General features: G+C 60.3%; 13 protein-coding genes. 9 read left to right on the plus strand and 4 right to left on the minus strand.

The window, feature by feature from the left end:
• Nucleotides 1–32: 32 nt before the first annotated feature.
• A complete protein-coding gene (locus HU759_RS28870) occupies nucleotides 33–704 on the minus strand; it encodes a TetR/AcrR family transcriptional regulator (RefSeq protein WP_017139471.1) in 672 nt (223 codons plus the stop codon).
• Between the two features lie 146 nt (nucleotides 705–850).
• Here HU759_RS28870 and HU759_RS28875 point away from each other — a divergent pair, with 146 nt between their 5' ends.
• The 5 genes from HU759_RS28875 to HU759_RS28895 all read left to right on the plus strand — a co-directional run bounded on the left by HU759_RS28875 (nucleotide 851) and on the right by HU759_RS28895 (nucleotide 5,656).
• Nucleotides 851–2,278 carry a coniferyl aldehyde dehydrogenase gene (locus HU759_RS28875; protein ID WP_099550326.1) on the plus strand — a complete coding sequence of 476 codons (1,428 nt, stop codon included), beginning with the start codon at nucleotides 851–853 and terminating at the stop codon, nucleotides 2,276–2,278.
• Nucleotides 2,279–2,306: 28 nt separating this feature from the next.
• Complete coding sequence (locus HU759_RS28880) at nucleotides 2,307–2,852, plus strand: hypothetical protein (RefSeq protein WP_017139473.1); 546 nt, start codon at nucleotides 2,307–2,309, stop codon at nucleotides 2,850–2,852.
• Nucleotides 2,853–2,999: 147 nt separating this feature from the next.
• Nucleotides 3,000–4,595 carry a GMC family oxidoreductase gene (locus HU759_RS28885; protein WP_186616989.1) on the plus strand — a complete coding sequence of 532 codons (1,596 nt, stop codon included), beginning with the start codon at nucleotides 3,000–3,002 and terminating at the stop codon, nucleotides 4,593–4,595.
• A 103-nt stretch (nucleotides 4,596–4,698) separates the two neighbouring features.
• Nucleotides 4,699–5,178, plus strand: a complete 480-nt coding sequence (coaD, locus tag HU759_RS28890; RefSeq protein WP_003176711.1) for a pantetheine-phosphate adenylyltransferase — start codon at nucleotides 4,699–4,701, stop codon at nucleotides 5,176–5,178.
• Nucleotides 5,179–5,404: 226 nt separating this feature from the next.
• On the plus strand, nucleotides 5,405–5,656 hold the full coding sequence (locus tag HU759_RS28895) for a YfhL family 4Fe-4S dicluster ferredoxin (protein ID WP_017139475.1): 252 nt from the start codon (nucleotides 5,405–5,407) through the stop codon (nucleotides 5,654–5,656).
• Nucleotides 5,657–5,779: 123 nt separating this feature from the next.
• Here the strand turns inward: HU759_RS28895 and mutM are convergent, their stop codons facing one another.
• Nucleotides 5,780–6,592, minus strand: a complete 813-nt coding sequence (gene mutM, locus HU759_RS28900; RefSeq protein ID WP_099550323.1) for a bifunctional DNA-formamidopyrimidine glycosylase/DNA-(apurinic or apyrimidinic site) lyase — start codon at nucleotides 6,590–6,592, stop codon at nucleotides 5,780–5,782.
• A 21-nt stretch (nucleotides 6,593–6,613) separates the two neighbouring features.
• On the minus strand, nucleotides 6,614–7,426 hold the full coding sequence (locus tag HU759_RS28905) for an HDOD domain-containing protein (protein WP_169987622.1): 813 nt from the start codon (nucleotides 7,424–7,426) through the stop codon (nucleotides 6,614–6,616).
• Between the two features lie 285 nt (nucleotides 7,427–7,711).
• Between HU759_RS28905 and HU759_RS28910 the strand changes: the two genes are divergently transcribed.
• The 3 genes from HU759_RS28910 (at nucleotide 7,712) to ilvD (ending at nucleotide 12,341) form a co-directional block, all read left to right on the plus strand.
• Nucleotides 7,712–8,908 carry a class I SAM-dependent rRNA methyltransferase gene (locus HU759_RS28910; protein WP_003213799.1) on the plus strand — a complete coding sequence of 399 codons (1,197 nt, stop codon included), beginning with the start codon at nucleotides 7,712–7,714 and terminating at the stop codon, nucleotides 8,906–8,908.
• Between the two features lie 202 nt (nucleotides 8,909–9,110).
• A complete protein-coding gene (locus tag HU759_RS28915; protein ID WP_170036796.1) occupies nucleotides 9,111–10,271 on the plus strand; it encodes an MFS transporter in 1,161 nt (386 codons plus the stop codon).
• 228 nt (nucleotides 10,272–10,499) lie between these two features.
• Nucleotides 10,500–12,341 carry a dihydroxy-acid dehydratase gene (ilvD, locus tag HU759_RS28920; protein WP_017139479.1) on the plus strand — a complete coding sequence of 614 codons (1,842 nt, stop codon included), beginning with the start codon at nucleotides 10,500–10,502 and terminating at the stop codon, nucleotides 12,339–12,341.
• 177 nt (nucleotides 12,342–12,518) lie between these two features.
• On the opposite strand, the gene HU759_RS28925 is transcribed toward ilvD, so the two are convergent.
• The gene (locus tag HU759_RS28925; RefSeq protein WP_017139480.1) at nucleotides 12,519–13,577 is read right to left on the minus strand and encodes a hypothetical protein; all 1,059 of its coding nucleotides are present in this window, start codon (nucleotides 13,575–13,577) and stop codon (nucleotides 12,519–12,521) included.
• A 241-nt stretch (nucleotides 13,578–13,818) separates the two neighbouring features.
• On the opposite strand from HU759_RS28925, the gene HU759_RS28930 reads away from it, so the two are divergent.
• Nucleotides 13,819–15,210, plus strand: coding sequence for an L-cystine transporter (locus HU759_RS28930; protein ID WP_017139481.1), 1,392 nt, complete (start codon nucleotides 13,819–13,821; stop codon nucleotides 15,208–15,210).
• Nucleotides 15,211–15,272: the final 62 nt, after the last annotated feature.

Below are 15,272 nucleotides of genomic sequence, written 5' to 3' on the forward strand. Positions count from 1 at the left end.
ACGGGCTCCTGTGAACAGATTCGGGAAAGGTCCTACTTCACTTCTTCCAGTGCCTGGTTCAACGGCACGTAAAACTCTTTGAACAAGGCATCCACCGCCTCTTTCGCCTGGGGCGTGACAAACCCCGCCTCCAGCACCAGCACCTGATACACACCGCGCTTGATCGCTTCGGCGCTCAAGTGCGCGGAGTTCTCATTGGTGGTGCACAGGAACCGCACCCACGAGGTGAGGATGATCCAGGCATTAAGGGTCAGTGCCTCGGTTTGCACCGGGTCCATACTGAGGATGCCAGCGTCGACAAACCCTTGGTAAATGGCCCCGCCCTGGATCAGGCAGCGCTGGGAAAACCGCCGGTAGCCGGTGGCCAGTTCCGGGTCGCTTTCCAGCAGGTGTTCGAGGTCTCGGTGCAGGAAACGGTAGCGCCACATGCCGGCCAGCACGGCCTGCAGGTAAAAGCGCTTGTCTTCGACAGTCACCGCGCGGCCCTGTGGCGGGCGCAGGAAACTGTCCACCAGCGCTTCGTACTCACGAAACAGCACGGCGATGATCGCCTGCTTGTTGGGGAAGTGGTAGTACAGGTTGCCCGGGGAAATTTCCATATGGGCGGCGATATGGTTGGTACTGACGCTGCGCTCACCCTGCTGGTTAAAAAGCTCCAGGCTGGTTTGCACAATGCGCTCGCTGGTCTTTACTCGTGGTGCCATAGGGGATCAGCTTCTGAACACGGGATGGGGCATCTTACGGCCTATCCTTGTCAGGATAAATCCGCATGTTGCTGCAATGACATTTGACAATTTAGAGCAATGACTCTAAAAATCCAGGCAGACCTATAACAATCGGGAACTGCGCCATGTCTGCCAACGTTGCCTACCTGCAAGATTCCCAGGCGCTGGATCAACTCCAGGACCTGTTCGACGCCCAACGTCGCGCCTATGCGGCCAACCCGATGCCGCCAGCTGCACAGCGCCAGCAGTGGCTAAAGGCTTTACGCGACGTGCTCAGCGACGAACGCCAGGCGCTGATCACCGCGATCAGCCAGGACTTCAGCCACCGCAGCGCAGACGAAACCCTGTTCGCCGAGTTGATGCCCAGCCTGCATGGCATTCACTACGCCAGCAAACACCTCAAAGGCTGGATGAAACCTTCCCGGCGTGCGGTAGGCATTGCCTTCCAACCAGCGTCAGCCAAAGTCATCTACCAGCCGCTGGGTGTGGTCGGGGTGATTGTCCCCTGGAACTACCCGTTGTACCTGGCCATTGGGCCGCTGGTCGGGGCTTTGGCGGCGGGAAACCGGGTGATGCTCAAACTCAGCGAGTCCACGCCCGCCACGGGCGAACTGCTGAAGGCGCTGCTGGCCAAAATCTTCCCCGAAGACCTGGTGTGCGTGGTGCTGGGCGAGGCCGAAGTGGGCATGGCATTTTCCAAATTGCGCTTCGATCACCTGCTGTTCACCGGCGCCACCAGCATCGGCAAGCACGTGATGCGCGCAGCGGCCGAGCACCTGACACCGGTTACCCTGGAGCTCGGTGGCAAGTCGCCAGCCATTGTTTCCGCGGACGTGCCACTCAAAGACGCCGCCGAGCGCATTGCCTTCGGTAAATGCCTGAATGCCGGGCAAACCTGCGTGGCACCGGATTACGTGTTGGTGCCGGAAGACCGCGTTGAAGGTTTCGTCGAGGCCTACAGCAACGCCGTTCGCGGGTTTTATCCGACCCTGGCCGACAACCCGGACTACACCGCCATCATCAATGAGCGGCAACAGGCCCGGCTCAATGCCTACGTCAAAGACGCCACCGACAAGGGCGCCACCCTGATACCGCTGTATGACCAGGGCCAGGCACGGCGTATGGCCCATAGCCTGTTGCTGAATGTCAGCGACGAGATGACGGTGATGCAGGACGAAATCTTCGGCCCGGTGCTGCCGATCGTGCCTTATCGCGGCCTCGACCAAGCGTTTGCCTACATCAACCAGCGCCCTCGCCCACTGGCCCTGTATTACTTCGGCTACAACAAGGGCGAACAGAACCGCGTGCTCCACGAAACCCATTCCGGCGGTGTTTGCCTCAACGACACGCTGCTGCATGTGGCCCAGGACGATATGCCCTTTGGCGGCATCGGCCCGTCGGGCATGGGCCATTACCACGGCCATGAAGGCTTCCTCACGTTCAGCAAGGCCAAAGGGGTGCTGGTCAAACAGCGCCTGAACGCGGCGAAACTGATCTACCCGCCTTACGGCAAAGCCATCCAGAAGTTGATCCAGAAGCTGTTTATCCGCTGATTCCGCCACCCTCGGGATAACAATAACAATGAACCCTAGCCTGACTGAAACACCCGCGCTGTCACGGCGCGGCGTTCTGAAAATCGGCCTGTGCGCCAGCGCATTCCTGGCCACCGCCGGCTTGGGGGCCAGCCTCAGCGGCTGCTCCAGCAGCACCCCGGCCAGTGGCTTTGCCATGCTGCGCAGCAGCGACTTGCCGTTTTTGCGCGCAATCATCCCGGTGTTGCTCGAAGGCGCGGCCAGCGCCCAGGACGTGGTCGCCGGTATCGAAGACACCCTGAAAAAACTCGACTACAGCCTGCAAAACCTGTCGCCGGAGATGTTCAAGCTCACCCAGCAACTGTTCGACGTGCTGAGCATGGGCATCACCCGTGGCCCGTTGACCGGCATTTGGGGCAGTTGGGAAAACGCCAGCAGCGATCAGATCCGCAACTTCCTGCACCGCTGGGAGAACAGCTACCTGAACCTGCTGCGCATGGGCCAGGGCTCGCTGCTCAAGCTGGTGATCATGGCCTGGTACTTCCGGCCACAATCCTGGGCGCATTGCGGCTACCCCGGCCCACCGAAGATCTAGCCCTGGCAACCCAATCAAACATGTGGGAGCTGGCTCGCCTGCGATAGCGGTGTATCAGCCAGAAATGAAAGGCAGGCAGACCGCCATCGCAGGCAAGCCAGCTCCCACACTGAATGCAACTTCGTATAAAAATAAGAGTGCACTTCTATGCCCGTACCCGATCTGTTCCGCGATGGCCTGGCCCGTGACTGGAAAACCCACAATGGCGCCGCCCTCAGCAATGACCTGACCCTGGAAGCCGATGTGGCCATTATCGGCAGTGGCGCGGGTGGCGGCACCACTGCCGAGATCCTCAGTGCTGCGGGCTACAAAGTGCTGCTGATCGAAGAAGGCCCGCTCAAGACCAGCAGCGACTTCAAGCTGCTCGAAGACGAAGCCTATGCCAGCCTCTACCAGGAAGGCATCGGCCGCATGAGCAAGGACGGCGCGATTACTATCCTGCAGGGCCGTGCCGTCGGTGGCACCACGCTGATCAACTGGACCTCGAGCTTTCGCACACCCGATGCCACCCTCGCCCACTGGGCCAGTGAATATGCAGTCAAGGGCCACAGCAGCGCAGAAATGGCGCCGTGGTTCGAAAAAATGGAACAGCGCCTGGGCATCGCCCCTTGGGCCATTCCACCGAATGCCAACAATGATGTGATCCGCAAAGGCTGCGAAAAGCTCGGCTATAGCTGGCACGTGATCCCGCGCAACGTGCGCGGCTGCTTCAACCTGGGTTACTGCGGCATGGGGTGCCCGGTCAACGCCAAGCAATCGATGTTGGTGACCACCATTCCCTCCACCCTGGAAAAGGGCGGCGAACTGCTCTACCTCGCCCGCGCCGAACACCTGAAATACAGCGGCGACACCATCAGCAGCCTTGAATGCGTGGCCATGGATGAGCGTTGCGTGGCGCCTACCGGGCGCAAGATCACGGTCAAGGCCAAGCATTACGTGCTCGCGGGCGGTGGCATCAACAGCCCGGCCCTGCTGATGCGTTCAGATGCGCCCGACCCGCATTCGCGGCTGGGCAAGCGTACCTTCCTACACCTGGTGAATTTCTCCGCGGGGCAGTTCGACGAGGTGATCAATCCGTTCTATGGCGCTCCGCAGTCGATCTATTCCGACCACTTCCAGTGGCAGGACGGCACCACCGGCAAAATGTCTTACAAATTGGAGGCGCCTCCGCTGCATCCAGGCCTGGCCAGCACGCTGTTCGGCGGCTACGGCACCGGGAACGCGCTGGACATGAGTCAGTTGCCCCACACCCACGCCATGCTCGCCCTGCTGCGCGACGGCTTTCACCCCGACAGCCCCGGCGGCACGGTGGAATTACGTGGCGACGGCACACCGGTGCTCGACTACCAGGTCTCGGACTACGCCTGGGACGGCCTGCGCCGTGCGTTTCATACCATGGCCGAGATTCAGTTCGCGGCGGGCGCCAAGTCGGTCAAGCCGCTGCATCATGATGCACGCTACGTAAATACCCTGGCCGAAGCACGCAGCCTGATCGACGGGCTGAGCCTGGAACTGCACCGCACCACGCTGGGCAGCGCCCATGTGATGGGCGGTTGCGCCATGGGCGAGGACCCGAAAAACGCGGTGGCCGACAGCCTCGGCCGTCATCATCAATTGCGTAACCTGTCGATCCACGACGGCTCGCTGTTCCCCACCAGCATTGGCGCCAACCCACAATTATCGGTGTACGGGTTGACCGCGCAACTGGCGACAGCATTGGCCGAACGTCTGAAAACAGCATGAAAAAACCGGGTATTCACGGTATCTATCTACATAAGTCGACTTGGCCCACCGGGAATGCTGCGATACCATCCGGTTCCCCAACGGACTCCGCCAGGACGACGCGATGAACCGAGTGTTGTACCCAGGTACCTTCGACCCGATTACCAAAGGCCATGGCGATCTGGTCGAACGTGCGTCTCGCTTGTTCGACCATGTGATCATCGCGGTCGCCGCCAGCCCCAAGAAAAACCCACTGTTCCCCTTGGAACAGCGCGTAGAGCTGGCGCGTGAGGTCACCAAGCACCTGCCCAACGTGGAAGTGGTGGGCTTTTCGACGTTGCTGGCGCACTTTGCCAAAGAGCAGAACGCCAATGTGTTCCTGCGTGGCCTGCGCGCTGTGTCGGACTTCGAATACGAATTCCAGCTGGCCAACATGAACCGCCAACTGGCGCCGGACGTGGAAAGCCTGTTTCTTACGCCGTCGGAACGTTACTCGTTCATTTCCTCGACGTTGGTGCGTGAAATTGCCGCTTTGGGCGGAGATATCACCAAGTTCGTGCATCCGGCCGTAGCCGATGCGCTGACCCTGCGCTTCAAGAAGTAAGGCTCTTTGTGGCGAGGGAGCTTGCTCCCGCTGGACTGCGCAGCAGTCCCAATCGTTTCCAGCACAGCGGGGCCGCTGCGCGGCCCTACGGGAGCAAGCTCCCTCGCCACAGAGACAGCGACCGATATTCGGGCTTGCCACACGCTCGCACTGCGGGCGCCAATGCGGCACAATTGCACGCATTAGTTTTCAGATGCCCTGGCTGACAGCCCTGGCAGGAGTTTCCATGTCCCTGATCATCACCGACGATTGCATCAACTGCGACGTCTGCGAACCCGAGTGCCCGAACGCTGCGATTTCCCAGGGCGAAGAGATCTACGTGATCGACCCCAACCTGTGCACCCAGTGCGTCGGTCACTACGACGAGCCTCAGTGCCAGCAAGTGTGCCCGGTGGATTGCATTCCGCTGGATGAAGCCCATCCGGAAACGGAAGAGCAGTTGATGGCCAAGTACCGGTTGATTACCGGCAAGGCCTGAAGTTATTTATTGCCTGTAAAGGCCTCATCGCAGGCAAGCCAGCTCCCACATTTAGAGTGGTGAATACATCCAAATGTGGGAGCTGGCTTGCCTGCGATGGCGACATCAGCCATCACCCGACACTCAGCTCTGGCACTTGGGGCAAAACACACTCGCCCGCTGCCCCAGCACCACATTGCGCAACTCGCTCCCGCAGACCTTGCACGCCTCACCGCCCCGGCCGTAGACGTACAGCTCCTGCTGGAAATACCCCGGTTGCCCATCACCGCCGATAAAGTCCCGCAACGTGGTGCCACCACGCTCGATAGCTGCCGCCAGCACGCGCTTGATCTCGATCGCCAGCTTCAAATAACGCCCGCGCGAGATACCACCCGCAGCCCGGCGCGGATCTATCCCTGCCGCAAACAAAGCTTCGGTCGCGTAGATATTGCCCACGCCCACCACCACCGCGTTGTCCATGATGAACGGCTTCACCGCTATCGACTTGCCACGCGACAGCTGGAACAGACGCTCGCCATCAAACAGGTCGGTCAACGGCTCCGGCCCCAGGCGCAGCAACAGTTCGTGGTTGTGCGGGTCCTGGCTCCAGAGCATCGCGCCAAAACGCCGCGGGTCGGTATAGCGCAGCGCCAGGCCCGACTCCAGCTCAATGTCCACATGCTCATGCTTGAGCGCTGGCAAGCCGACTTCCACCAGGCGCAAATTGCCCGACATACCCAAATGGCTGATCAACGTGCCCACTTCGGCATTGATCAACAGGTACTTAGCCCGCCGCTCCACCAGCACGATGCGCTGCCCGGACAGGCGCACATCCAGGTCTTCCGGGATCGGCCAGCGCAGGCGCCGTTCACGCACCACCACACGGCTGACGCGTTGGCCTTCCAAATGCGGCGCAATCCCGCGCCGGGTGGTTTCGACTTCGGGTAACTCGGGCATGTGTACCTCTTGATTAAAGGGTCAGTGCGCGCCCAGTTCGCGGATCGATAGCTTCAGGCTTTCAAAGTCGTAGTCCGACAGGCCCACGTAATCCAGCACCAGATGCCCGATGGCATCCCACTCATGGTCCGCCGATTGGTTGCCCAGCACGCGGTGGGACGAGCAGATGTGCTCGGCCATCTTGAGGATCGCCAACAGGTTTTTAAGTTGCGGGTTGCGCGACGACTCATCGCTGAAAATCGCCAGGGCGTTGTGGTGGTTGGCGATGGCGTCGGTCACATGCTCCGGCAGGCGCCAGGATTTGGCGGTGTAGTAACCCACCACGGCATGGTTGGTGTTGAACGCGTTGTTCTCGGTGTCGACCACCCGGCAATCCGGGCCGGCATTGGCGTAAGCCTGCTCCAGCACCGCCATGTAATTGGGGAAGCGCTTGAGCATCAGCGGCACGCCGCAGTCGTGGAACAGGCCCAAGGCATAGGCCTCGTCGACCGTTTGCGAGCCGGTGCGCTTGGCCAGGGTCAGGCAGGTCATGGCCACGTCCTGGGCGGTGTCCCAGAAGCGGTTGAGGGTGACGATGGTGTCGTCGCTCATCTCGCCCTTGATCGACTGCGCGTTGATCAGGTTGATGATCGAGCGGCTGCCCAGCAGGTTCACCGCGCGCTGGATCGAGGCGATCTTGTTGCTCAGGCCGTAATACGGCGAGTTGACGATCTTCAGCAGCGCACCAGACAGGCCTGGATCCTGGGAGATCAGCCGCGCGATCACTTCCAGGTCCGGGTCGGGCATGTATTGCTCCATCTGCAAATCCACCATGATTTGCGGTTGAGGCGGCACGCTGATGCCTTGCAGGGCCTGCTGGATCTGCTCGGCGGAAAGCTCTGGGGACATAAATACACACTCTGGACTAGGCGCGAATTCTAACCTCTATGGGAACCTGACCGACACCTCAAAAACCGGATTGAATGTGGGCTCTGGGCTTGTGTGGGAGCTGGCTTGCCTGCGATTGCATCACCACCGTACGTCAGATACACCGAATCGCCTGCATCGCAGGCAAGCCAGCTCCCACATGAATAACGGCGCAACAGGGTATACTCCCGCTCTTTTTTCCGGAGCGACGTCATGTCCCTGCCTAGCCTGCGTCTCAAAGCCAACGCCGATCGTCGTTTGCGCAACGGCCACCTGTGGGTCTACAGCAACGAAATCGATGTGGCCGCCACACCTCTTCACGGCTTCCAGGCAGGCGACCAGGCTATCCTGGAAGCGGCTGGCGGCAAGACCCTGGGCATCGTGGCCATGAGCCCGAACAACCTGATCTGCGCCCGCCTGCTGTCACGCGACATCAAGTTGCCGCTGGACAAATCGCTGCTGGTGCACCGCATCAACGTCGCCCTGTCCCTGCGTGATCGCCTGTTCGACAAGCCGTTCTACCGCCTGGTCTACGGTGATTCCGACCTGTTGCCGGGCCTGGTCGTCGACCGTTTCGGTGACATCCTTGTAGTACAAATCGCCTCGGCGACCATGGAAGCGCACAAAGAAGACGTGATCGCTGCCCTGACCCAAGTGCTCAAGCCAAGCGGCATCCTGTTCAAGAACGACTCCGCCGCGCGTGACGCCGAAGGCCTCAACCGCTACGTCGAAACCGTGTTCGGCCTGGTGCCGGAGTGGGTGGCGCTGGAAGAAAACGGCGTGAAATTCGAAGCCCCGGTGATCCAGGGCCAGAAAACCGGCTGGTTCTACGACCACCGCATGAACCGCGCCCGCCTGGCCCCGTACGCCAAAGGCAAACGCGTACTCGACCTGTACAGCTACATTGGCGGCTGGGGCGTGCAAGCTGCAGCGTTCGGCGCCAGTGAAGTGTTCTGCGTCGACGCCTCCGCCTTCGCCCTCGACGGCGTAGAGCGCAACGCCGCACTGAACGGTGTTGCCGAGAAAATGACCTGCATCGAAGGCGACGTATTCGAAGCCCTCAAAGAGCTGAAAGCCAGCGAAGAACGTTTCGACGTGATCGTCGCCGACCCACCGGCCTTCATCAAACGCAAAAAAGACATGAAAAACGGCGAAGGCGCCTACCGCCGCCTGAACGAGCAAGCCATGCGCCTGCTCAGCAAGGACGGCATTCTGGTCAGCGCATCGTGCTCCATGCACCTGCCGGAAGACGACCTGCAGAACATCCTGCTGACCAGCGCCCGTCACCTGGACCGCAACATCCAGATGCTCGAACGCGGCGGCCAGGGCCCGGATCACCCGGTGCACCCGGCGATTGCCGAAACGCGCTACATCAAGAGCATTACCTGCCGGTTGTTGCCTAATAGCTAAGTAACACGCAGATCAAATGTGGGAGCTGGCTTGCCTGCGATAGCGGTGGACCTGTTGACGAGTTTGTTGACTGACACTCAGCCATCGCGGGCAAGCCCGCTCCCACATTTTCCGACACAAACCGTCCTTCAACGGTTTTGATTGAATTCCACATTTCGCAGACTAGTATCGGTTTCTGGAATTACTCCGGAAAACAAAAACAATGTCTGGGCCCTACCTCTCCCGCTTCATCCTCATCACCTGCATTTCCCTGATCAGTTTCTTCCCGATTAACATTCTGCTGCCCTCTTTTCCTGCGCTGGCTGCCAGGTTCGACACACCTACCGCAGAAATCGCACTGTCGATCAGTCTGTTCACGCTGGTGTTTTCAATTTCCCAATTGATTGCAGGCCCGCTGTCGGATAAATGGGGCCGCAAGGAAGTGCTGAGCGGCTGCATTACGCTGTCGATCCTCGGCGCGATGGGTTGCGCGTTCGCGTCCGACTACCTGACCTTCCTGCTGTTTCGCTGCGTGCAGGCCATGGGCTGCGTTTTTTTCGTACTGGGCCATGCGCTGGTCGAAGACCTGTTCGAAGAACAGGACCGCGCCCGCGTACGCCTGTATTACATGACCCTTAGCGGTTCGTTTGTGGCGCTCTCGCCGCTGATCGGCTCCTGGCTGCAAACCACCTTCGACTGGCAAGGCAGCTTCTACGGCTTTGCGCTAATGGCACTGGGCATGTTGATCCATGCGCTCTGCATCCTGCCGTCCAAGGCCGCCAGCCCGCACCGCGCGCCGGTATCAATCATCGGTACGCTCAGAGCCGTCGCTGGCAACCGCGACTTCCTGCGCTACTGGTGGATCGCCGCGCTGGTGTTCGCCTGCTATTTCGCCTTGATCAGCGTGACGCCGCTGATTTTCATGGATGCGTTGAAACTGTCCGAATACCAATACGCACTGGTGTTGATGGTGTACGGCGTGGCCTACCTGCTCGGTGGCGTCGCGGCATCGTACTTGCAGAAGCGCATCTCGCTGTCCCGGCAAATCAATATCGGGCTGGGATTGCTGCTGGTGGCCGGCATTTTGTTAACGCTGATTATCAGCGTTGAGGCCATCACCCCCCTGACTCTGCTGATCCCGATGCTGATCAGTGCCCTGGCCGTCACCCTTGTGCGGCCTGCCGCGATTTCGGCGGCGATGCTGCTGTTTTCCAGCAGCGCGGGCACGGCGGCGTCGGCGGGCAACAGCATCATGTTCCTGACCGCGGCCATCAGCAGCGCCGCCCTCGCGCAGACCGGCAACCATTTGCTGATGACCATCGCCGTAAGCTTCATCGTTTTCAGCCTGTGGGGTTGGGTGGCGAATGCACGTGTGGGTCGCTAGCAAGCGCCCTCGCCACAGACGGTCATTCCCTCCAGCCGCCAGCGGTGTAGAATCGGCCTTATTCATCGCCAGTCATCCCCCGGCGGGTTTATGAGCTCGAGGCCCAGGCACGCGGCGATCCCGCGACGCGAGTGGCAACGTTTGGACACACGGCCATTTTCTGAGTGCTCCATACGTCAATAGAAGCTCACTTCCCTTTAGTACTTGATTAGCCGCCCGGAGTGCTCCATGCCAGATTACCGCTCGAAAACATCCACCCACGGCCGCAATATGGCCGGCGCGCGCGCACTGTGGCGTGCCACGGGGATGAAAGATGACGACTTCAAGAAGCCGATCATCGCGATTGCCAACTCCTTTACCCAGTTCGTACCGGGCCACGTCCACCTCAAGGACCTGGGCCAGCTGGTCGCCCGCGAGATCGAACGCGCCGGTGGCGTCGCCAAGGAATTCAACACCATCGCCGTGGATGACGGCATCGCCATGGGCCATGACGGCATGCTGTATTCGCTGCCGAGCCGCGAGATCATTGCCGACTCCGTGGAATACATGGTCAACGCCCACTGCGCCGACGCCATCGTCTGCATCTCGAACTGCGACAAGATCACCCCCGGCATGCTGATGGCCGCCCTGCGCCTGAACATCCCGGTGATCTTCGTCTCCGGCGGCCCGATGGAAGCCGGCAAGACCAAGCTCGCCTCCCACGGCCTCGACCTGGTCGACGCCATGGTCATCGCCGCCGATTCCAGCGCTTCTGACGAGAAGGTCGCGGAATACGAACGCAGCGCCTGCCCGACCTGCGGTTCGTGCTCCGGCATGTTCACCGCCAACTCGATGAACTGCCTGGTCGAAGCCCTGGGCCTGGCCTTGCCGGGCAACGGTTCCACCCTGGCCACCCACAGCGACCGCGAACAGCTGTTCCTGCAGGCTGGCCGCACCATCGTCGAGCTGTGCAAGCGTTACTACACCGAGAACGATGAGTCGGTGTTGCCGCGCAATATCGCCAACTTCAAGGCGTTCGAGAACGCCATGACCCTGGACATCGCCATGGGCGGTTCCACCAACACCATCCTGCACTTGCTGGCCGCAGCGCAAGAAGCCGAGATCGACTTCGACCTGCGCGACATCGACCGCCTGTCCCGTCATGTGCCGCAACTGTGCAAAGTCGCGCCGAATATCCAGAAGTACCACATGGAAGACGTGCACCGCGCCGGCGGGATCTTCTCGATTCTTGGCTCGCTGGCCCGTGGCGGACTGTTGCACACCGACCTGCCGACTGTGCACAGCAAATCCCTGGCCGAAGGCATCGCCAAGTGGGACATCACCCAGACTGACGACGAAGCGGTGCATCACTTCTTCAAGGCTGGCCCGGCGGGTATCCCGACCCAGACCGCGTTCAGCCAGTCGACCCGTTGGGAAACCCTGGATGACGACCGTGAAAACGGCTGCATCCGCAGTGTCGAGCACGCCTACTCGCAAGAAGGCGGCCTGGCCGTGCTGTACGGCAACATCGCGCTGGACGGCTGCGTGGTGAAAACCGCCGGTGTGGATGAATCCATCCACGTGTTCGAAGGCCGCGCCAAGATCTACGAAAGCCAGGACAGCTCGGTACGCGGCATCCTCGCCGACGAAGTGAAAGAAGGCGACATCGTGATCATCCGCTACGAAGGCCCGAAAGGCGGCCCGGGTATGCAGGAGATGCTCTACCCGACGTCTTACCTGAAATCCAAAGGCCTGGGCAAAGCTTGCGCCTTGCTGACCGACGGCCGCTTTTCTGGCGGCACCTCGGGCCTCTCGATCGGCCACGCTTCGCCAGAAGCCGCTGCCGGTGGCGCGATTGGTCTGGTGCAGGACGGCGACAAGGTGCTGATCGACATTCCGAACCGCTCGATCAACCTGTTGATCAGCGACGAAGAACTGGCGGCACGCCGGGTTGAGCAGGACAAGAAAGGCTGGAAACCGGTGGAGAAGCGTCCGCGCAAAGTCACCACCGCGTTGAAGGCTTACGCCCTGCTGGCCACCAGTGCCGACAAAGGTGCTGTGCGTAACAAGGCGATGCTCGACGGCCTGTAAGCCCCGCGCATAAAAAAGCCCCGCCACGTGCGGGGCATTTTTTTGCCTGAATAAAACTCCCCAGACAACAGAGATCAACTGTGGGAGCTGGCTTGCCTGCGATGGCGGCGTGTCAGCTTGCCTCTCTGAGCCTGACCGATCGCTATCGCAGGCAAGCCAGCTCCCACACTGACCGCGTTACTGGATTTCGTCCGGCTTGACGATCACCCAGTTCTTGTCCGCCGTCACCGGCAAGCCTTCCTTGGCCTGAGCAGCCGCGTGCTTGGCCATCATGCCGTTGAGCTGGGTCATGTATTTGTCCTTGCGGTTGATCCACAAGTGAATGCCACCCTTGGCCACGTCCACATCGTGGAATAGCATGTAACCGTCGCTGGTCGGTGTGTCACCGCCGACGATCACCGGTTTTTTCCACTCGTCGATGTAGGTCAGGATCGCTGCGTGCTTGCCGGCCATCCAGGTTGCCGGGGTCCATAAGTACGGCGTCAGTTCCAGGCCGAGGTTGGCCTTCTCGTCATATTTGCCCGCAGTGATCTGCTTACGCGCAGTGGTCAGTTCGCCGGTCTTGCGATCCTTGAGCAAGGTGCTCACGCCGATGACGTTCTCGGGTTTGACGTTGTAGCCGTACTTCGGATCGGCGGCGACCATACGCACCAACTCCTCGGAGGCGGCGGTCATCACATACACCTCGATGCCGTTTTCCATCAGCTTGTTGTACAGCTCAGCCTGGCCGGTGAAGACTTTCGGCGGCTGCACCTCAGACTTCTTCACCACATCGCCTTCAAAGTAGGTGACCGGCACCGGCTTGCCGGAAGCCATCAGCTCGTCCACCTGGACCTTGAGTTCCTTGAGGGTGAAGCCCGAGAAAATCTGCGCAACCCATGGGTAGCAGACCATGTCGTCGACTTCGCAAAGGCGGTAGTAGTAGCTGAACAGGCTTTCCTTGTGGTCGGCGGTGTCCTTGAACGGCATCAGCTTCAGCGATGGGTCCATGCTCTCGCGGGTGATCAGGCCCTTGTTTTCCATGTAGGGCAGCAAGGACTCTTCGAGGTCGTAGCGGTAACTGGTGTTGTCCATGTCGAACACCGCGAAGTTACCCTTGTTGGCGTTGGCGGCGATCATCTTGTTCAGTTGCTCGGCGGCCGGCGCCGGCCAGTGTTTCAACTCTGTGGCGGCAAATGCCTGGCTGACGAGGCCGAGGCAGAAGGCGGCGGCAAGTAGTTTTGGCGCGAGCTTCATAAGCGTTTTCTCCCTGAGTGAAAGACACCGACGCTAACAAATCTGTATGACAGTTATCGCCCGAGCACGACCGCTTGCGTCGTGATAACGCCAAGGGCATGTGCCTGAGCGCCAAATGCTTATTCCAAAAACGACAGTCGCCATTCCATATTGGTATTAAATCAATATATTTCAAACTGTTAGGCTTCCCGGTTCGCAATCGCAGGCTCACGCGATTGGCTGCCTTCTCAACGGAGCTTCAATGAATCTGCCCCTGATTCTCAACTTACTGGTGTTCGTGGCCCTGTTGCTGGGCCTGGCACAAACCCGTCGCACGAACTGGAGCCTCGCCAAGAAGGTGCTGTTTGCCCTCGTATTGGGCGTGGTGTTCGGCACGGTGTTGCACACCATTTATGGCGACGGCAACCCGGTGCTGAAGGCCTCGATCAGTTGGTTTGATCTGGTCGGCAATGGCTACGTGCAACTGCTGCAAATGATCGTGATCCCGCTGGTGTTCGCCTCGATCCTCAGTGCCGTGGCGCGCCTGCATAACGCCTCGTCCCTGGGCAAGATCAGCTTTTTGACCATCGGCACGCTGCTGTTCACCACCGCGATTGCGGCGCTGATCGGTATCGGCCTGACCAATCTGTTCGGCTTGACCGCCGAAGGTCTGGTGGCGGGCACCCAGGAGATGGCACGCCTGCAAGTGATCCAGAGTGATTACGCAGGCAAGGTGGCCGACCTGAATATCCCGCAGTTGCTGCTGTCGTTCGTACCGGCCAACCCGTTTGCCGACCTGGCCCGCGCCAAGCCGACGTCGATCATCAGCGTGGTGATTTTCGCTGCATTCCTGGGGGTTGCCGCGCTGCAACTGCTCAAGGATGACGTGGAAAAAGGCCAGAAAGTGCTCAACGCCATCGACACCCTGCAAGCCTGGGTCATGCGCCTGGTGCGCCTGGTGATGAAGCTGACGCCCTACGGCGTGCTGGCGCTGATGACCAAGGTAGTCGCCGGCTCCAACCTGCAAGACATCATCAAGCTCGGCAGTTTTGTAGTGGTGTCTTATCTGGCTCTGGGGCTGATGTTTGTGGTTCACGGCCTATTGCTGTCGCTGGCCGGGATCAACCCGCTGCGGTTCTTCCGCAAGGTGTGGCCGGTACTGACGTTTGCCTTCACCAGTCGTTCCAGTGCGGCAGCCATTCCGCTGAGCATTGAAGCGCAGACCCGCCGTCTGGGGATCCCGCAGTCCATCGCCGGGTTTGCCGCCTCGTTTGGCGCGACGATCGGCCAGAACGGTTGCGCCGGTCTCTACCCAGCCATGCTGGCGGTGATGGTTGCACCGACCGTGGGCATCAACCCGCTGGACCCGCTGTGGATCGCGACGCTGGTGGCGATTGTGACCTTGAGTTCGGCCGGTGTGGCAGGCGTGGGCGGTGGTGCGACCTTTGCCGCGCTGATCGTGCTGCCGGCGATGGGCTTGCCGGTGTCACTGGTAGCACTGCTGATTTCCGTGGAGCCGCTGATCGACATGGGCCGCACGGCGTTGAACGTGAATGGTTCGATGACGGCCGGGGCGATTACCAGCCAGATCATGGGGCAGACGGATAAAGCGCTGCTGGATGCTGATGAGCATGCTGAATTAGCGCAGGTCTGATAGACCGCTATCGCAGGTAAGCCAGCTCCCACACTTGAATCGGTTTCCTCAGGAGAAATCGG

The sequence above is a fragment of the Pseudomonas sp. OE 28.3 genome, assembly GCF_014268205.2.
GTDB classification, from domain to species: domain Bacteria; phylum Pseudomonadota; class Gammaproteobacteria; order Pseudomonadales; family Pseudomonadaceae; genus Aquipseudomonas; species Aquipseudomonas edaphica.